We start from the raw sequence: 20287 nt of genomic DNA, 5'->3' as shown, positions 1-20287 counted from the left end.
GGTAGCAAGACAGCCACAGCAAAGAGTAGTGTAGCAAAGGTACAGGTAAAATTAGCAAGCTCACCAAATTTAGGTGATGGCACCATATCACCAAACGATAATATTTTATCCCCAGCACCTGTAAAAATCACACTGGATACAAATGGTGGCACAACGCTAGTACCAATCGAAATTGCATACAATACAAAGGTGAGCGAATTACCTATCCCAACAAAAGAAGGTTTCCGTTTTGATGGCTGGTATCTGGATGCAGCGTTTACAAAACCGTGGGGTAAAGAGACACTTGTTCGTGAGAATATAGCGCTTTATGCGAAATGGACTGCATTGCCAGTGGAAGAATCCGAAACACCACAAGAACCTCAGCAACCACAACTGCCAAAGCCAGTAGTAACTTACAGTGATATGGATCATCATTGGGCAAACGAGATGGTTGAAGAGCTAGTCAAACTAGGCATTATTCAAGGCTATGAGGATGGCACTTTCCGTCCGAATGTACCGATTAGCCGTATGCACGTAGCGGCACTATTGACAAGAGCGTTTCCATTTAAACCACTACGAGCAACACATGATTTTTCTGATGTTTCCTCAACACATCCTTATTATGATGCGATTATTACGTTGCAACAGGCAGGAATTATTGATGGGACAAATGGGGCTTTCCGACCAACAGAAAAGATGACGCGCGCGCAACTTGCGAAGATTCTTGTTGGTGTACTAGGTTTAACACCAGAGGGCACAAGTTCATTTGCCGATGTAGATAGTCATCATTGGAGTGCAGGTTATATTGCTGTGCTAGAGCGTGAAGGGATCGCGCTTGGAGATAATGGTAAATTTCGACCAAATGAGCATGTGACACGTGCACAGTTCGTGGCTTTTTTATATCGTATTATGCAGCAATAAAATTTTCTCTTGCTAGGATACAGGAAATAACATATAATTTATAATTTTACAGAAATGAAAAAGGGCTGTAGGGAAATGCATTTCTTTCCTTACAAGCCCTATCTTTATTTTGTTATATAATTAAAAAAACAAGCCGATATACATAAGAGAGATGAGGTAATACTACAATGCAAACAATAAAAGAAATTACAACTGCTTTAAAAGCTGCTACAGCACATGAGCCGTGGATGGATACCGTCCAGCAAGACGGACGAGCAGGCGTACAGAAAGCGTGGCAGCAGTTTTTAAAGCGCATGGAAAAAAAGCAACAATTACAACGGGAGCATGATGCGAAAATTGCATTTGATGCACAATTTGGCCAGCTAGTTGCTGGCATAGACGAGGCTGGGCGTGGACCATTAGCAGGCCCTGTCGTTACCGCAGCCGTAATTCTACCTGAAAATTGTCAGGCATTGCTAGGCTTAAATGATTCTAAACAACTGTCAAAAGAAACAAGAGAAAAAATGAGTAAGTTAGTAAGGGAGCATGCAATAAGCTATAGCATACATTTTCAAAATACTAAAGTAATCGATGACATCAACATTTATGAGGCAACGAAACAATCAATGGTCACAAGTTTAGAGACACTAAAAATAAAACCGAACTTTGTTATAGCAGATGCCATGACACTGCCAATCAATTTACCACAGAAATCGATTATTAAAGGGGATGCACAAAGCTTAGCGATTGCTGCAGCTTCTATTTTGGCGAAAACGGCGCGTGACGAATATATGGAGAAGCTTGCACAAGAGTTTCCACAGTATGGCTTTGAGCAACATGCAGGCTATGGCACAAAACAGCATTTAGAGGCACTTGCTAAGTATGGACCGACTATTCATCACCGAGCAAGTTTTGAACCGATAAAATCTATGATGAAGGGGTAATGATATGACATCTACATCATTTAATCCGATTGCAGCACAAACACAGGCGCTTTCAACGAATCAACCGTTAGCGATGAAACAGGGTCAACTATTTCATGGGACAGTTAAGCAGCTTTATCCAGATCAAATGGCTGAAATACAGGTTGGTCAACAAAAGTTTATTGCTAAGCTTGAAGCACCGCTAAAAGCAGGAGACACACATTTCTTTCAGGTAACAGGCACAAGTCCCCAAACGGAACTAAAAGTAGTGACAGGTCCGATGGTACAAACGGCTTCTTCAAGTCAACAAATCAATCAATTACTTGAATCTATGAATTTGCCAAAGACACCTGAAATGCAACAGCTTCTAGCTCATTTTATGAAGGCGGAATTACCGATTTCAAAAGAGCAGCTGATGCAGGCAGAAATGTGGTTAAAGGCTTTACCTGAAGGCATTACTAAAATGGATGCTCTACAAGCGATTCAAAAAATGGTAGAGCTAAAAATGCCGATGACGAATGAAGTTTTTCAAGCACTTATTAGTGGGCAAAAAACTACAGGGATGAATTCCGTTATGGAAAACTTTACTCAAGTTTTAGCAAAGGATACATCTTTACCAGAAAGCCTAAGGCAAAATCTAATGCAACAAGTACAGGCAATTGCAAAGCCGTTTGAGGTAGAAACAGGTAGTTTAATATTCGCGAAGTCCATTCAACTACTAACGAGTGAAGCTGCCTCGATGAGTGAAAAGATTCAAGCTTTGAATATTTTAAAAGAGGCAGGGATAGTGCCTCAGCAAGCTACTTTACAAAATTGGTCAAATCTTAACGCAGCCAAGTCTGGTCAACCAATTCAACCTCAACAGGCAGGACAAGTTATTCAAACAATTCTAACGACAAGCCCTGAAGATAAAAATCAGCTTATCAACGATCTTAAATCATGGACAGCCAACCAAAACCTATTAACGAATGAGCAAAAACAGCAAATTAATCAATTAATCGATAGGCTAAACCAAATACCAGCTACTAAACAAACATTAGAGATTTTTGCAAAGCAGATGCAGGAACAACTCATAAAAGCATTTGCACAAAATGCTTCAGATCGTTTATTCACACAGGATAGTAATGCTCTTTCAGTGAAGGACCATTTATTATCATTAGTAAAAAATGATGTAATTACTCCATTACAGAGCGAAGCATGGATGAGAAATCTTATGAAAAGTAGTGTAGAATCTCCACAATCTTTCATTCAGCAAATGGTTACACAGGCAGATGCACAGGTGCAAAACTCAATGGATAATAAAGCAATGGAGCACGCTCTAAAAACGGTATTGAAGAATCTAGGTATTAGCTATGAGGCTGCACTTAATAATAAATCTGCGGATTTACAAGTGATTGCACATCAATTAAAGCCTCAACTTCATACACTCTTGCAGGATGCCCAAATTACACCCCAGTTGAAGGAAGCGGCAGAAATGTTAATGGCTCGTATGAATGGCATGCAGCTTGTATCTGGAGAGAATGGGCATCAGCATCAACTTATTATGCAAGTACCGCTAGAATTCTTCGGCAGAAAAATGGATGCAACACTACAATGGAATGGACGCATGAAGGAAGATGGAAAAATAGATGCCAATTATGCGCGTATTTTATTTTATTTACAAATGGAATCAATGAAAGAAACCGTAATTGATATGCAGGTTCAAAATCGTGTCGTAACAGTGACAGTATTTAATGAACATAATGACGTTGTTCCTCTTGCAGAACCATTAAAAGCAGCATTAAAAATTGGCTTAGCAGAAAAAAATTATCAACTTTCAGGAGTATTTATTAAACAATTTGAAAAAGCTAAACCTGAAAAAATAACCGCTGTAGTAGAACAGCAGGAGGAACATAATGGGGTGGATTTCCGGGTATGAGTGAAGAAAAATTTACTCGAAAAGAGGCTATCGCGCTCACATATAAGCTAGGTCGTTTTGATAGCCCAAAAGTCGTAGCAAAAGGAAAAGGGAAAATAGCAGAAAATATTTTAGCACGAGCAAATGAGCACAATGTGCCGATTTATGAGGATCCGAACCTCGTTCAATTACTTGGGCAATTAGATTTAAATGAGTCGATACCGGAAGAATTGTATCAAGCTGTCGCGGAGGTTTTTGCATTTATTTATCATTTAGATCAACAACATGCGCAAAAAAATAGAAAAGATAAATAATTCTGATAGTTTGAAAAATCTGTTTTAGTACACGAAGTAGAAGAAAATGTCATAACAAGAGAGAAAATTCGAACAAAAGACAAAGTGTAGACTTTATCAGAATCTTTCGTTAGAATAGATTATGTTAGTAAAACAATTTTATGCAAATGTTTGATGGGAGGATGTATTATGAATATCCATGAATATCAAGGGAAAGAGATTCTGAGAAAGTATGGTGTAGCTGTACCAAATGGAAAAGTAGCTTTTTCCCCTGATGAGGCAGTGAAAGTAGCGAAGGAACTTGGCTCTAATGTAACGGTAGTCAAGGCGCAAATTCATGCAGGTGGACGCGGTAAGGCGGGCGGTGTAAAAATCGCTAAAAACCTTGACGAGGTGCGTACGTACGCAAAGGAATTACTAGGTAAAATTTTAGTGACTCATCAAACAGGTCCTGAAGGAAAAGAAGTAAAACGCTTATATATTGAAGAGGGTTCTGATATTCAAAAAGAGTACTATTTAAGTTTAGTATTAGACCGCGCAACATCCCGTGTGACAATGATGGGATCTGAAGAGGGCGGCATGGNNGGCATGGATATTGAAGAGGTAGCGGAAGCACATCCAGAAAAAATCTTCAAAGAAGTGGTAGATCCAGTCGTTGGATTAACAGGCTTCCAAGCACGTCGTATGGCGTTTAATATGAATATTCCAGCAAACCTTGTAGGGAAAGCTGTTAAATTAATGTTAGGCTTATATCAAGCATTTATCGATAAGGATGCTTCAATTGTCGAAATCAATCCACTTGTTGTCACTGGTCAAGGAGATGTTTTAGCTTTAGATGCTAAATTTAATTTCGATGCAAATGCATTATATCGTCATAAAGATATTGTCGAATTACGCGACTTTGATGAAGAGGATGCAAAGGAAATCGAAGCATCTAAATATGATCTTAGTTATATTTCACTAGATGGCAACATTGGCTGTATGGTTAATGGTGCTGGACTTGCTATGGCTACAATGGACACAATTAGCTATTACGGCGGAAGCCCCGCTAACTTCCTTGATGTAGGGGGCGGTGCAACAGCTGAAAAAGTAACAGAAGCTTTCAAAATTATCCTTTCTGATCCTCACGTAAAAGGCATTTTCGTGAACATTTTTGGCGGAATTATGAAATGTAACATTATCGCTGAAGGTGTGGTAACAGCTGCTAAAGAAATTGGCTTAGCTGTGCCATTAGTTGTACGTTTAGAAGGTACAAATGTAGAACTTGGAAAAGAAATTTTAAATGCATCTGGTTTAAACATCGTTGCAGCGGATTCAATGGCTGACGGTGCACAAAAAATTGTGGGACTAGTAGGCTAAGGAAGGCAGGGAGAATAATGGCTGTATTTATTAATAAAGATACGAAGGTAATTGTACAAGGGATTACAGGCGAAACAGCGCTTTTCCATACAAAACAAATGCTTGAGTACGGTACTAAAATCGTAGCAGGTGTAACACCAGGTAAAGGTGGTCTTGAAATCGAAGGAGTACCTGTATTCAATACAGTAGCAGAAGCAGTAGCTGCAACAGGTGCAACTACATCAGTTATTTATGTACCAGCTCCATTTGCTGCGGATGCAATTCTAGAAGCTGTAGATGCTGAATTAGAATTAACAATCTGTATAACAGAACATATACCTGTCCTTGATATGGTAAAGGTTAAACGTTATATGGAAGGTAAAAAAACTCGCCTTGTAGGACCAAACTGTCCAGGAGTTATTACAGCAGATGAATGTAAAATTGGTATCATGCCTGGCTATATTCATACAAAAGGACATGTAGGAGTAGTTTCTCGCTCTGGAACATTAACATATGAGGCTGTTCACCAATTAACACAAGAGGGTATTGGTCAGACTACAGCTGTTGGTATTGGTGGAGACCCTGTCAATGGTACAAACTTTATCGATGTATTAGAAGCTTTCAATAATGACCCAGAAACATATGCAGTCGTGATGATTGGGGAAATCGGTGGTACTGCTGAAGAGGAAGCTGCTGAATGGATTAAAGCAAATATGACGAAACCTGTCGTTGGCTTTATCGGTGGACAAACTGCACCCCCAGGAAAACGTATGGGCCATGCTGGTGCTATTATTTCTGGTGGTAAAGGTACAGCCGCTGAAAAAATCAAGGCTATGAATGCTGCTGGTATTGAAGTAGCTGAAACGCCATCTGTCATTGGTGAAACACTTATTAAAGTAATTAAAGAAAAAGGGCTATACGAAAAGTGTAAAACCCATTAAAATGGAAGATGTAGCACATTGTGGCTACATCTTTTTCTTTTACTTTAATTGGACTTAAATTAAAGTACTTCTCCTGCCTTGCTCAAAAGATTGCGGTCATTTATCTTTCTTCTATTATTAAAGGGAGGTTTTTAAATGATCTTTTCAGTCGATACACAAAGATTACTAGCTTTGCATTATATTTACCCGTTACCACTTCAAAAACTTCAGCAATTACTGTCTCCAGTAGATCTATTAAGTTATTTTGAAGAAGCAACCCCTAATGAGCTCGCAAATGCATTGCAAATATCATCGCACAAAGCCTTGCAAATTTCTCGAAGCTTTCGACAAATTATGACATGGTCGTTTGAAGAGGCATATGATCGTTCCCATATTTTCCCCATACCTTTTCATCATCCTTTTTATCCAGCGCAATTATTTGAAATCTCCAGCCCACCTACTGTATTGTATGTGAAAGGTCAGTATTTGCAATTAATGAAAGGAAAACAAGTGGCTATAATAGGCTCTAGAAAGGCTACAGCTTATACAAAAACCGCAATGGACTTAATTGTCCCACCTCTCGTTGAACACGGGTATACGATAGTGAGCGGGCTTGCAAGAGGTGCAGATACGATGGCTCATGAGGCAACTATAAAAGTTGGTGGACAGACAATTGCAGTGCTTGGTCATGGTTTTAATTATATATATCCAAAGGAAAACAAAGCCTTAGCAGATCGTATGGCGGAGCATCATTTATTAGTTACGGAGTATCCACCTTACATGAAGCCGGAGAAATGGCATTTTCCTATGCGTAACCGTATCATTAGTGGCTTGTCCCAAGCATTAGTTGTCACAGAAGCTTCATTAAGAAGTGGTACGCTTATTACAACGGAATGCGCACTGGAGCAGGGAAAAGATGTATTTGTTGTGCCAGGTCCAATTGATGCTGAGCAATCAAAAGGGACGAATAGATTACTGGTAGAAGGAGCTATTCCAGTATGTAATGGTCATGAAATCGTTGCATCACTTGCACTCTTTTCTAACAAAAATTGAAAAAAAGTTGCATTATCTTAAAATCTGTTATACATTTTGCAACAGGTAACTTAAAAAATTAGCAATAGACCTCGCTAAGGGGGAGACATAGATGGCGGATTATTTAGTGATTGTAGAATCACCAGCAAAAGCAAAAACAATTGAACGTTATTTAGGAAAAAAATATAAAGTAAAAGCGTCAATCGGACATGTTCGTGACTTACCACGTAGTCAGATGGGCGTTAGTGCTGAAAATAACTTTGAACCTAAATATATTACTATTCGTGGTAAAGGGCCTGTTTTACAGGAATTAAAGACTGCTGCAAAGAAAGTGAAGAAAGTCTATCTAGCGGCCGATCCAGACCGCGAGGGAGAAGCGATTGCTTGGCACCTTGCGACTGCGTTAAATATCGATATTCATTCAGATTGTCGTGTTGTATTTAACGAAATAACAAAGGATGCAATTATAGAATCTTTTAAAAATCCACGTCCTATTAATATGGATCTTGTAGATGCACAGCAAACGAGACGTATATTGGACAGACTTGTCGGCTATAACATTAGCCCAATTCTTTGGAAAAAGGTTAAAAAGGGATTATCAGCAGGACGCGTTCAATCTGTAGCACTGCGTATGATTATTGATCGTGAAAATGAAATTAAAAATTTCCAACCGGAAGAGTATTGGACAATTGAGGGCTCTTTTGAGAAGGGGAAAAAAACGTTTGATGCACTTTACTATGGTAATGGCAAAGACAAAATTAAATTAACAAATGAAGAACAGGTAAAGGCTATATTAAAAGATGTAAAGGGTACTGATTTTAATGTAGTTAATGTTTCAAAGAAAGAGCGTAAACGAAATGCTGCACCAGCCTTTACGACATCTTCATTACAGCAAGAAGCGGCACGTAAGTTAAATTTCCGTGCGAAGAAGACAATGATGTTGGCACAACAATTATATGAAGGAATTGATATTGGTAAAAAAGAGGGAACTGTCGGTTTAATTACCTATATGCGTACTGATTCAACTCGTATTTCAGATACTGCAAAAACGGAAGCGATTGCATACATTGAATCGAAATACGGAAAAGAATATATCTCAACAGATACGAAGCAGGCAAAAAAAGCATCAAATGCACAGGATGCCCATGAGGCGATTCGTCCAACTAGCACAATGCGTTCTCCGGATGAATTAAAAGCGGTTCTAAGCCGTGATCAATTACGCTTATATCGTTTAATTTGGGAACGCTTTATCGCAAGCCAGATGGCGCCAGCTATACTTGATACAGTTGCTGTAGACCTTCAAAATGGTGATGTTTTATTCCGTGCAAATGGCTCACAAGTTAAATTTGCAGGCTTTATGAAGCTATATATTGAAGGTACTGATGATCAGACAGAGGAAACTACAAAGCTTCTACCTGAAATGGAAGTTGGCGATCAAGTAAAATCTCTTGAAATCGAGCCAAAGCAACATTTTACTCAGCCACCACCACGTTATTCAGAGGCGCGTCTTGTAAAAACAATGGAAGAGCTAGGTATAGGGCGCCCATCCACATATGCACCGACCCTCGATACAATTCAGCGCCGTGGCTATGTCGTGTTAGATGCAAAGCGATTTATGCCAACAGAGCTAGGAGAAATCGTGCACCAACTCGTACTAGAATTTTTCCCAGATATCATAAACATCGAATTCACAGCACAAATGGAGCAAGATTTAGATGATATTGAAGAAGGTAGTCGGCAATGGAAAAATGTTGTAGAAGAGTTTTATAAAGATTTTGAGGTTCATGTAAAATATGCAGATGAGGCGATGGAAAAGGTTGTTATTAAAGATGAGCCGGCTGGCGAAGATTGTGAGCTTTGTGGGTCACCAATGGTCTTTAAACTAGGAAGATATGGGAAATTTATGGCTTGTTCAAACTTCCCGGATTGTCGCAATACCAAAGCGATTATGAAGCCAATTGGCGTAAAATGTCCTTCGTGCGAAACTGGTGAGATTGTAGAGCGTAAAAGTAAAACAAAGCGTTTATTCTATGGCTGTAATCAGTACCCTGAGTGTGAATTTGTTTCATGGGACAAGCCAATTAGTAGACCATGTCCAAAATGTAGTGCATTATTAGTAGAGAAAAAAATTAAAAAAGGTGTACAAATTCAGTGTACGAAATGTGACTATGAAGAAGCACCAACTCAATGATAGAAAGATGGTAAGCACATGACGGAACAAGTAGTAAATGTAATAGGAGCGGGCCTTGCAGGAAGCGAAGCGGCTTGGCAAATTGCCAAACGTGGTGTGAAAGTTAAACTTTATGAAATGCGTCCAGTAAAGCAAACACCAGCTCATCATACCGATAAATTTGCAGAGCTTGTATGTTCAAATTCTTTGCGTGCGAATGGTTTAACAAATGCTGTAGGCGTTATTAAAGAAGAAATGCGTATGCTAGATTCTGTTATCTTAAAGGCGGCAGACCAATGTTCAGTCCCTGCTGGGGGTGCATTAGCAGTAGACCGTCACGAATTTGCTGGATATGTGACAGAGACGGTGAAAAACCATCCGCTTGTGGAAGTTATTCATGAAGAGGTCACAGAAATTCCCGAAGGTATAACAGTTATTGCAACAGGACCTTTAACATCAAAAGCCTTAGCTGAAAAAATTCAAGGCTTAACAGGATTAGATTATCTTTATTTTTATGATGCAGCTGCACCTATCATCGAAAAAGATAGTATAGATATGGATAAAGTATATTTAAAATCCCGTTATGATAAAGGGGAGGCAGCCTATTTAAACTGTCCTATGACAAAGGAAGAGTTTGATCGTTTCCGTCAAGCATTAATTGAAGCGGAAGTTGTACCTTTGAAAGAATTTGAAAAGGAAATTTACTTTGAGGGCTGTATGCCAATTGAAGTAATGGCAGCTCGTGGGGAGAAAACAATGTTATTTGGACCGATGAAACCAGTAGGTCTTGAAGATCCGAAGACAGGAAAGCGCCCGTATGCAGTTGTCCAATTACGCCAAGATGATGCTGCTGGTACTCTTTATAATATTGTTGGCTTCCAAACGCATTTAAAATGGGGACCACAGAAAGAAGTACTGCAGCTAATTCCTGGGTTAGAAAATGTGGAAATCGTTCGTTATGGTGTGATGCATAGAAATACTTTTATTAATTCACCAAAGGTTTTAGAGAAAACTTATCAACTTCGTGAACAAAAAAATATTTTCTTTGCTGGTCAAATGACAGGTGTTGAAGGGTATGTTGAGTCAGCTGGTAGTGGACTAATTGCAGGGATTAATGCAGCTCGTTTAGCATTGGGGCAGGAGCCAATTATTTTCCCATTCGAAACAGCATTAGGCAGTATGGCGCGTTATATAACAGAAGCGCAAGCGAAAAACTTCCAGCCGATGAATGTTAACTTTGGAATTTTCCCTGAATTGCCACCAGGCCGTCGTTCCAAACCAGAGCGTGCTGAGATGCATGCTAACCGTGCAATAAGCACAATTTGTAATTTTGTGAATTCACAAACAATTTAATTGCAATAAGCCTCTAAAAGTTGTTATACTCTTAGAGGCTTTTGTTTTTTTTGTAGACAAAATGCTGATTAACACGTATTTTATTATTTTGTATGGAGATTTTCTCAAAATATAACCATTATCACTTGCTATATTATGTAGATAGGTATAGTGTCAGTATGTATGTTTATTAACGATAGGTAACTGATAAGCTTATCCATTTAAATTGTAAGTGTTCGTCATTTGAGAAGATTATTAATAATTCATTGGTGGTGAATCTTTTCATGTTAGTTTCGTCCCAAGATGCACTTGAACAGTTCATGCTTTACATCCAGGTAGAAAAGAACTTCTCTGTTCATACGGTGCGAGAATATGAATCAGACCTACTAGATTTTTTAACCTTTTTACAGGCAGAGGGTGTTAATGATTTAGCTAGTGTTGAGTATATACATGCACGTCTTTATGTAACAAAGTTGTACGATGAAAAAAGAGCAAGATCTTCAGTATCTAGAAAAATTTCTTCCATACGCTCCTTTTTTCGTTTTCTAAATAGACAGTTCGGCATAGATGATGGGGCATTCCGTTCACTTTATCATCCGAAAAAAGAAGCACGCTTACCAAGTTTTTTCTACGAAGAGGAGTTAATGCAGCTATTTGAAGCAAATACTGGTGATGATTTGAAATCAATCAGAAATATGGCTATATTAGAGCTGTTATATGCGACAGGAATTCGTGTGAGTGAACTTACCTCAATTCAAATGAAGGATGTAGATTTTCATTATTCAATTATTCGGGTAATGGGAAAAGGGCGAAAAGAGCGTATTATTCCATTCGGTCAATTTGCGAGTTTAGCGATGCAGGATTACATAGAGCAAGCTCGTCCACGATTGATGAAAAAAACAAATCATCAGCAATTGTTTGTCAACATGCGTGGTGGGGAACTTACTCCTAGAGGGGTACGTCATATTTTAACAGAAATGATTGACAAAGCCTCGCTCCATACGAAAATATATCCTCATATGCTTCGTCATACTTTTGCTACACATTTATTGAATAATGGCGCAGATTTACGTACGGTGCAGGAATTATTAGGCCACGCACATTTATCTTCTACACAGGTTTACACACATGTAACGAAAGAGCATCTTCGTCAAACATATATGAATGCTCATCCAAGGGCATAATAAAGCTAAGGAGGAAGACGAATGGGACAAATTCATGCGACAACGATATTTGCAGTTCATCATAATGGAGGCTGCGCAATGGCTGGTGATGGTCAAGTGACCTTAGGGAATGCAGTTGTGATGAAAGGTACGGCTAGGAAGGTCAGACGTCTGTTTAATGGGCAAGTCCTTGCTGGTTTTGCTGGATCAGTTGCCGATGCCTTTACACTTTTTGAAATGTTTGAAGGAAAGTTAAATGAATACAATGGGAATTTACAACGTGCGGCCGTAGAAGTTGCGAAGCAATGGCGTGGTGATAAAATGCTGCGCCAATTGGAGGCAATGCTCCTTGTAATGGATAAAAACACACTTCTTCTTGTTTCTGGGACTGGAGAAGTTATTGAACCTGATGATGGAATATTAGCGATTGGTTCTGGTGGAAACTATGCATTATCTGCTGGCCGAGCACTGAAAAAATATGCGGGCGAAACAATGTCTGCTCGTGAAATTGCCGAAGCAGCACTCGAAACTGCTGCTGAAATATGTGTATTTACGAATCATAATATTATCGTGGAGGCGCTGAGCTAATGACGCAAAATAATTTAACGCCAAGACAAATTACTGAGCATCTGGACCGTTATATTGTAGGACAAAATGAAGCGAAGCGAGCAGTTGCTATTGCCTTACGTAATCGTTATCGCCGCTCGTTGTTAAATGATGACATGAAGGCAGAGGTTATTCCAAAAAATATCTTAATGATAGGGCCAACAGGTGTCGGAAAAACAGAAATTGCAAGAAGAATTGCAAAGTTAACAAATGCACCATTTGTCAAAGTGGAAGCAACAAAATTTACAGAAGTAGGCTATGTTGGACGTGACGTAGAGTCTATGGTACGTGATGTTGTAGAAGCTTCTCATCGACTTGTAAAAGAAGAGATGATGGAGTCTGTGAAAGACCAGGCGGAAGAATTAGCGAATGAGGCAATCGTTAAATTATTGGTTCCCTCCTTGCGAAAAAAACAATCGATGCAAAATCCTTTCGAAATGCTGTTTGGTGGCAAAGATCAGCAGTCAACTGATGAAAACTCATCTGAAGAGACTGAGGTGCGTTCAAAACGTGCACAAATCGCGATTGATTTACGTAATGGTAAATTAGAAAACGAGTGGATTACTATTGAAGTAACAGAGCAAAGTCCTTCTATTTTTGATGCATTACAAGGCACGGGTATGGATATGTCTGCTAATAGTGGTATGCAAGATATGCTATCTAGCCTGATGCCTAAAAAAACGAAAAAACGCAGAGTCCAAGTGAAGGATGCGCGTCGCATTTTAACAATTGAGGAAGCGAACAAACTTATAGATGCAGATGAAGTTGCTCAAGAAGCCATAGTAAGAGCTGAGCAATCAGGCATTATTTTCATTGATGAGATTGATAAAATTGCTAGTAAAGAAAGTAACTCTTCTGCGAATGTATCTCGAGAAGGTGTACAGCGTGATATACTGCCAATCGTTGAGGGATCTACCGTTACAACAAAGTATGGCGCTGTGAAAACGGACTATATGCTTTTTGTTGCTGCAGGAGCATTCCATATGTCAAAGCCATCCGATTTAATTCCTGAACTACAGGGGCGTTTCCCAATTCGGGTAGAACTTGAAAAATTAACGAAGCAAGATTTTGTCCGTATTTTGCAAGAGCCAGATCAATCGCTTATTTTGCAGTATAAGGCATTATTAGAAACAGAAGGTGTAGAGATTAACTTTACGGAAGATGCCATTGAACGTATTGCTGAAATTGCAACTGAGGTCAATCAAGAAACGGATAATATTGGAGCACGACGTTTGCATACGATTTTAGAGCGCTTGCTAGAGGAATTATCGTTTGAGGCATCAGAGATTGCACCAGCAAATATTCCGATCACTGCCGCATATGTTGATCAAAAACTAGCGGGTATAGTAAAAAACAAAGATTTGTCACAGTTTATATTGTAAGATAAAGCTGAATAGTACCATTCAGTTGTAAAAACCTTTAGAATAGTAAGAAAATACGCTTTGGACCATTTATAGGAGGAACATATAATGAATTTATTAGAAAAGACACGTAAAATTAACTCAATGCTTCAAGCATCTGCTGGTAAACCGGTAAACTTTAAGGAAATGGCTGACACGCTTGGTGATATTATAGATAGCAATGTTTACATTGTGAGCCGTAAAGGAAAGCTTTTAGGCATCTCCATCCATCAGCAAATAGAAAATGAGCGAATGAAGAAGATGTTTGAAGAGCGTCAATTCCCTGAGGAGTATACACATAGCTTGTTTACAATTTCGGAAACATCATCAAATTTAGATATTAATGATGAGCATACTGCTTTCCCGGTAGAAAACAAAGAGTTATTCCAAAATGCGCTAACAACTATTGTGCCAATCGTTGGTGGTGGAGAACGCCTTGGAACATTAATTCTTGCACGTTTATCTGCACAATTTGAGGATGATGATTTAATTTTAGCTGAATATGGTGCAACAGTAGTTGGCATGGAAATTTTACGTGAGAAATCAGAAGAAATTGAAGAAGAAGCTCGTAGTCGAGCAGTTGTACAAATGGCGATTAATTCCCTTTCTTACAGTGAGCTAGAAGCCATTGAACACATCTTCGAAGAACTTGATGGTAACGAAGGGCTACTAGTTGCTTCAAAAATTGCAGACCGAGTAGGAATTACACGTTCAGTGATTGTAAACGCATTACGTAAACTAGAATCAGCAGGTGTTATCGAATCTCGCTCTCTAGGGATGAAAGGTACTTATATTAAAGTGCTAAATGATAAATTTTTAAATGCATTAGCAGAAATTAAAATGAAATAAGCTAACATATCCTTGCATTTTTTAGGAACTGTAAAAGGTATCTGGAGTAGTTTTCCAGATACCTTTTTTGAAATTTTAAGAAATACTAGTAGCGATGATTGCGCACAATACTTCCTTCATCCTCTATATATCCCGAAATTCTTCCATACCTCAGCAGTTTATAAAGGGGACCTTTTCGAGATAGCTTGGATAAATCCAAACACAATTACGCTGGGGCGTAAATAATAATGAAATAAATCTTTGTGAAAGATTTTGTCTTTTAAATGAGGGTAATTTTCGTTTTCCTGAGGGGATCGAGCGCAATTAGGAATGTATGATTGTTTCAAAAGGCAATATATATCTTCATAACATTGACACTTTTTTGTTACTAATAGTATAAAAATAAAGGATGGCTTTAATTTATTTGTCATATAGCAACTAAGCGGTTTAATCCAATCTATTTAGTGATTGACATAGTAAAAATGGACTTGGAATTTGGTTCTAAGTCAATGACGAAAAAGCGAAAAAAAGGAAATATTCAATACTGAAACCGTAAACACTGTCGAAATAGTGTAAAATAACTAGAAGTAACTTGAAACTCTTTGAACGCAGATGGATCAAGGGGTTCGGGAGTTTTGTTACGGTTAATGGCAAGAAAAAATAGGGCGTATCTACTATTAAAAAATGACAAAAGACAATAGACACTACGTATCATCTTAATTACAATTGTATTATTGGATAAATTAAGAAATACATAGAATTGAAATAAAAATGAGGTGAATGGTTTTGAACTTATTTGGAGGAACTATTAGTAGCCTGGAAAACGGACTTTCCTATGCAACTTTAAATCATAAAACAATTGCCAATAATATTGCAAATGTTGATACGCCGAATTATAAGGCGAAAAGTGTTAGCTTTAAGGATATGTTAGAAGAAGAAAAACAAATATCAATTTCAGCATATCGTACCGATAGCAGACATTATGATTTTTCGATTCGTCAATCTACACCTGGTGTGAATAATATTGATGGCCTACGATATCGAAATAATGGTAATGGTGTTGATATGGATGCTGAACAGGCGAAATTAGCAGAAAATCAAATTTATTATAATGCTTTAATTGACCGTGTTAATGGTAAATTAAATACATTAAATATTGTTATAAAAGGAGGTAAGTAATAAATGTCTATTTTTTATGGAATGAATACCACTGCCTCAGCTTTAACAGCACAGCGTTTACGAATGGATGTCATTTCTTCGAATATGGCTAATATGGATACTGCGCGTGCTAGACAAGTAAATGGAGAGTGGGAGCCCTACCGCCGTAAGTCAGTAACATTTACAGCTCAAGAGAGTCAGTTTTCAAAATTTTTTAATGTTGCTCTAGGCAAAAACGCAAAAAGCGGCGTCGGCAACGGCGTAAAAGTAACACAAATAAAAGAAGATAGAGAAACACCTTTCAAACTTGTGTATGATCCAACTCATCCAGATGCAAACGCAGATGGCTATGTAAACATGCCAAATGTGGATCCATTAAGGGAAATGGTAGATTTAATGTCAGCTACTCGTTCTTATGAGGCAAATGTAACTGTATTTAATGCAAATAAATCTATGCTGACAAAGGCTTTAGAGATTGGTAAATAACTAAGAAGAAAGGAAGATACATAATGACAATTTCGTCCGTTTCACTAATGACACCAACCCAGGTTGTAAATCAAACAAATAAACTCCAGACGACACCTTATGAAGCACAGCAAAACTTTGCGAACTCTTTAAAAGAAGCAATAGCAAAAGTGAATGATCAGCAAATTACTTCTGATAATTTTACACAAAAGCTAATTACTGGTGGAGATGTAGAGTTGCATGAGGTGATGATTGCATCACAAAAAGCAAGCATTACATTAAATGCAACAATTGAAGTTCGCAATAAGGTGATTGAAGCTTACCAAGAAATAATGCGAATGAGTGTCTAGCTTTATCGACTAGTTGAACAGATCGATAAAGACTATATCCCCAAAAAGCTTGTTAATGGGGATATCACTGTTTTCGCGAATTATTGATGGTTAGGTTATTCACTATAACCGGAGGATTCATAATGAATGAACGATTGACGAAAATAAAAAACGACACCAGCCAATTTTGGACAAGTCGTAGTAAAAAACAAAAGATTGTAATGATTGGATCCGTCATCGGAGTAATAGCACTAGCAACAGTTATTACAATTTTTGCTACAAAGACTACATACGTACCTCTCTATAAAGATTTATCGACAAGAGAAATCGGGCAAGTAAAGGAAGCGTTGGATTCTCAAGGGGTTAAATATGAAATTGCCCCAGGTGGAACATCGATTTTAGTCCCAGAGGAACAAGTGGATTCCCTATTAGTACAATTAGCTTCAGAGGGATATCCGCAAACAGGTACAATTGATTATTCATTTGCGAACAGCTCTGGATTTGGTATGACAGATAATGAGTTTAATCTATTGAAAAAGGCAGCAACTGAAACAGAAATTGCTAAGCTCATTAAAAATCTTGAGGGTGTAAAAGATGCAAAAGTGATGATAAATGTACCTGAAAAGGGAGTATTCTTAAAAGAAGCTAACTTAGAAGAAGCCACTGCATCTATTGTTTTGAATACTGATCCAGGTTATAAATTTACAGAGCAGCAAATTTCAACAATGTATAATTTAGTAGCAAAAAGTGTTCCGAACTTAAATACGGATAATATTGTAATTTCCAACCAATTTTCTGAGTACTTTGATTTGAATGCTGCCACTGCTGATGGAGCTTCCACAACAACAGCTGAAGGTCAATTACAGGCAAAGAAATTGGTGGAGCGTGACCTACAGCGTCAAGTGCAAAATATGCTTGGTACATTGATGGGGCAGGATAAAGTCATTGTTTCTGTAACAACAGATATTGATTTCAAAAAAGAAAATCGTGAAGAAAGCCTAGTTACGCCAGTTGATGAAGAGAATATGGCTGGAATTGCTATTAGTGCACAGCGCATTACAGAACAATATTCTGGTACTGGAGCTGCAGCCACTGGTACACCTGAAGCAGAAACAACAACAGATAACTTCACAACTTATAATGAAGGTGCGATGGGGAACGGGGATTATGAACGTACAGAGGAAACGATTAATAATGACGTAAACCGTATCCGTAAAGATATTCAAGAGGCACCTTATAAAATTCAAGATATTGGTATCCAGGTAATTGTAGAGCCACCAACAGCGACAGATGCAGCTTCATTACCTGATGGGGTTCGAGAAGATATTGAGAAAATTTTAAGTACTATTGTTCGTACAACGATTTCTAAGGATGTTGCAGCAGAGCTTACTCAAGAGCAAATTAATGAAAAAGTGGCTGTTTCAGTACAACCTTTAAATGGCAAAGCAACAGATGTAGCTGAAGAAACGCCTGTTATTCCATGGTGGGTTTGGGTCATTGGCGGTATCCTATTAGCTGTTATCCTATTGCTGGCATTCTTCATTATCCGTTCACGTAAACGTGCGAAGGAAGAAGAGGAACTTAGCATCCTAGAAGAACAAGAAGAACTAATGATTGATGATATAAATGAAGAAATTGAAACGGAAGCTACAATGCGTCGTAAGCAGCTTGAAAAAATGGCAAAAGAAAAGCCAGACGATTTTGCAAAGTTACTGCGTAGTTGGATTGCTGAAGACTAACTAGGAGGTTCGGCTGTGTCCAAGAAAGATAAGGAATTAACCGGAAAACAAAAGGCCGCTCTCTTGTTAATTTCGTTGGGGCCTGAGGTTTCAGCTTCTGTCTATAAACATTTAACAGAGGAAGAAATTGAACGCTTAACATTAGAAATTTCAAGTGTTAAAAAGGTAGAAGCAAACGTTAAAGAGGAGATTATAGAGGAATTTCATAATATTGCTCTTGCACAAGACTATATTACACAAGGCGGTATTGGCTATGCAAAAACAGTATTGGAGAAAGCACTTGGTGTTGAACAAGCACAAACAATTATTAATCGTCTAACATCTTCATTACAAGTGCGTCCATTTGACTTTGCGCGTAGAGCTGATCCTGCACAAATTTTTAACTTTATCCAAAACGAGCATCCACAAACGATTGCCCTTATTCTATCTTATTTAGAAGCAGGGCAAGCTGGTGTGATTCTATCTTCATTACCACAAGAAGTACAGGCTGATATTGCTAAACGTATAGCGGTCATGGAATCAACATCGCCAGAAGTTATTAGCGAAATTGAGTCTGTCTTAGAGCGTAAATTATCGTCAACGGTTACACAAGATTACACAGAGACTGGTGGTATTGATGCAGTCGTTGAGGTATTAAACGGTGTAGATCGACAAACAGAAAAAACGATTTTGGATGCACTCGAAATTCAAGATCCAGAGCTTGCAGAGGAAATCAAAAAACGCATGTTTGTATTCGAGGATATTGTTACACTCGACAATCGTTCGATTCAGCGTGTTATTCGTGATTGTGAAAATGAAGACTTACTACTATCCATGAAAGTTTCAAGCGAAGAAGTCAAGGATATTATTTTCCGCAATATGTCACAACGTATGGCTGAAACCTTTAAAGAAGAAATGGAAATTATGGGACCTGTACGTTTACGTGATGTAGAGGAAGCACAATCTCGAATTGTTGCGGTAATTCGTCGCTTAGAGGATGCTGGTGAGATTATTATTGCACGTGGTGGAGGAGATGACGTCATTGTCTAGAATCATCCGTTCTATCTATACAGAGTCCAATGGCGATAATGTTAAAACGATAAAAATTCGTGATATGTTTGAAATACCCGAAATTGAAGGGGATGAAACACCATTACAGAAACAAATTACGATTGAAGAAATTCTTGAAGAGCGAGACCGTATATTGACAGAGGCGAGAGCCGGATTGCAGGCAGAACGTGAAGCTTTTGAACAGGAGAAGCAAATGTTCTTTCAGGAAATTGAGCAACTAAAGCGTAACTGGGAAGAAGAACGTCCTAATCGTGTGCAAGAGGCTTATGATGAAGGATTTGGTCAGGGATATGAGGATGGGACGAACAAAGCTAATGAAGCGATGATGCAATCCCTCCAAACGGCCAATGAGGTTATCATCCATGCAAAGGAAAATGCAAGGAAATATATTGAGGATCAAGAAGAAGTCATATTAGAGCTGGGCTTAACAGCAGCAGAACGAATTATTGATGCATCCTTGGAGCGTGAAAATGAACTATTTGTTTCTATCGTTCGCAGAGGACTTAAAGAAGCAAGAGAAATGAAAGAAATAAAAATTTATGTTTCACCGACCTATTATGCATTAATTACTGCTAATCGTGATGAATTAGCTGAAATGTTCCCAACTGATGTCCCATTCATGATTTTTGTTAATGAAGATTTAGAACATGAAACGGATTGCTTTATCGAAACAAATCATGGCCGAATTGTTGTTAGCATTGATGAGCAATTGAATGAATTAAGATTAAAACTTTATGAAATATTAGAAAGTAAGGAATGATCTAG

The 20287-nt window shown here is 38.3% G+C and carries 19 protein-coding genes; all 19 read left to right on the top strand.

The features are described from left to right. Positions 1–900, top strand: a 900-nt coding sequence (locus B2R82_RS21060; RefSeq protein ID WP_286926856.1) for an S-layer homology domain-containing protein, incomplete at its 5' end; no start/stop codon positions are given. Between the two features lie 167 nt (positions 901–1067). Further along, positions 1068–1823, top strand: a complete 756-nt coding sequence (locus B2R82_RS21055) for a ribonuclease HII (protein WP_286926855.1) — start codon at positions 1068–1070, stop codon at positions 1821–1823. 4 nt (positions 1824–1827) lie between these two features. Next, positions 1828–3720, top strand: a complete 1893-nt coding sequence (locus tag B2R82_RS21050) for a hypothetical protein (protein WP_286926854.1) — start codon at positions 1828–1830, stop codon at positions 3718–3720. Next, positions 3717–4013, top strand: a complete 297-nt coding sequence (locus tag B2R82_RS21045; protein WP_283871146.1) for an EscU/YscU/HrcU family type III secretion system export apparatus switch protein — start codon at positions 3717–3719, stop codon at positions 4011–4013. The genes B2R82_RS21050 and B2R82_RS21045 overlap by 4 nt, the downstream gene beginning before the upstream one ends. Before the next feature lie 168 nt (positions 4014–4181). Next, positions 4182–5351 (top strand): ADP-forming succinate--CoA ligase subunit beta, encoded by a 1170-nt coding sequence (gene sucC, locus B2R82_RS21040; RefSeq protein ID WP_286926853.1) that lies wholly within the window; start codon positions 4182–4184, stop codon positions 5349–5351. Between the two features lie 17 nt (positions 5352–5368). Next, on the top strand, positions 5369–6271 hold the full coding sequence (sucD, locus tag B2R82_RS21035) for a succinate--CoA ligase subunit alpha (RefSeq protein ID WP_283871148.1): 903 nt from the start codon (positions 5369–5371) through the stop codon (positions 6269–6271). 135 nt (positions 6272–6406) lie between these two features. Then, complete coding sequence (dprA, locus tag B2R82_RS21030; protein ID WP_286926852.1) at positions 6407–7303, top strand: DNA-processing protein DprA; 897 nt, start codon at positions 6407–6409, stop codon at positions 7301–7303. A 91-nt stretch (positions 7304–7394) separates the two neighbouring features. Next, positions 7395–9473: a type I DNA topoisomerase gene (gene topA / locus B2R82_RS21025; protein WP_286926851.1), complete on the top strand. Its 2079-nt coding sequence runs from the start codon at positions 7395–7397 to the stop codon at positions 9471–9473. Positions 9474–9491: 18 nt separating this feature from the next. Next, the gene (gene trmFO, locus B2R82_RS21020) at positions 9492–10805 is read left to right on the top strand and encodes an FADH(2)-oxidizing methylenetetrahydrofolate--tRNA-(uracil(54)-C(5))-methyltransferase TrmFO (RefSeq protein WP_286926850.1); all 1314 of its coding nucleotides are present in this window, start codon (positions 9492–9494) and stop codon (positions 10803–10805) included. A gap of 263 nt (positions 10806–11068) precedes the next feature. Next, positions 11069–11968 carry a tyrosine recombinase XerC gene (gene xerC, locus B2R82_RS21015; protein ID WP_286926849.1) on the top strand — a complete coding sequence of 300 codons (900 nt, stop codon included), beginning with the start codon at positions 11069–11071 and terminating at the stop codon, positions 11966–11968. 21 nt (positions 11969–11989) lie between these two features. Then, entirely contained in the window at positions 11990–12535 is a 546-nt protein-coding gene (gene hslV, locus B2R82_RS21010; protein ID WP_286926848.1) for an ATP-dependent protease subunit HslV, read from the top strand. Continuing rightward, positions 12535–13935, top strand: a complete 1401-nt coding sequence (gene hslU, locus B2R82_RS21005) for an ATP-dependent protease ATPase subunit HslU (RefSeq protein WP_286926847.1) — start codon at positions 12535–12537, stop codon at positions 13933–13935. Before hslV ends, hslU begins: the two co-directional genes overlap by 1 nt. 87 nt (positions 13936–14022) lie before the next feature. Then, positions 14023–14802 carry a GTP-sensing pleiotropic transcriptional regulator CodY gene (gene codY / locus B2R82_RS21000; RefSeq protein WP_286926846.1) on the top strand — a complete coding sequence of 260 codons (780 nt, stop codon included), beginning with the start codon at positions 14023–14025 and terminating at the stop codon, positions 14800–14802. 765 nt (positions 14803–15567) lie between these two features. After that, on the top strand, positions 15568–15960 hold the full coding sequence (gene flgB, locus B2R82_RS20995) for a flagellar basal body rod protein FlgB (protein ID WP_054770629.1): 393 nt from the start codon (positions 15568–15570) through the stop codon (positions 15958–15960). 3 nt (positions 15961–15963) lie between these two features. Next, positions 15964–16425: a flagellar basal body rod protein FlgC gene (gene flgC / locus B2R82_RS20990; protein ID WP_286926845.1), complete on the top strand. Its 462-nt coding sequence runs from the start codon at positions 15964–15966 to the stop codon at positions 16423–16425. 23 nt (positions 16426–16448) lie between these two features. Continuing rightward, positions 16449–16754, top strand: coding sequence for a flagellar hook-basal body complex protein FliE (gene fliE, locus B2R82_RS20985; protein WP_054770630.1), 306 nt, complete (start codon positions 16449–16451; stop codon positions 16752–16754). Between the two features lie 122 nt (positions 16755–16876). Continuing rightward, on the top strand, positions 16877–18472 hold the full coding sequence (fliF, locus tag B2R82_RS20980; RefSeq protein ID WP_286926844.1) for a flagellar basal-body MS-ring/collar protein FliF: 1596 nt from the start codon (positions 16877–16879) through the stop codon (positions 18470–18472). A gap of 15 nt (positions 18473–18487) precedes the next feature. Further along, on the top strand, positions 18488–19501 hold the full coding sequence (fliG, locus tag B2R82_RS20975; RefSeq protein ID WP_053594207.1) for a flagellar motor switch protein FliG: 1014 nt from the start codon (positions 18488–18490) through the stop codon (positions 19499–19501). After that, a complete protein-coding gene (gene fliH, locus B2R82_RS20970) occupies positions 19494–20282 on the top strand; it encodes a flagellar assembly protein FliH (protein ID WP_286926843.1) in 789 nt (262 codons plus the stop codon). Before fliG ends, fliH begins: the two co-directional genes overlap by 8 nt. Positions 20283–20287: the final 5 nt, after the last annotated feature.

It is taken from the genome of Lysinibacillus sp. UBA6686 (genome assembly GCF_002455205.1).
Taxonomy (GTDB): domain Bacteria; phylum Bacillota; class Bacilli; order Bacillales_A; family Planococcaceae; genus Lysinibacillus; species Lysinibacillus pakistanensis.
The sequence above is the reverse complement of the archived record's forward strand: the minus strand, read 5'-3'. Positions and strand labels throughout refer to the sequence as shown.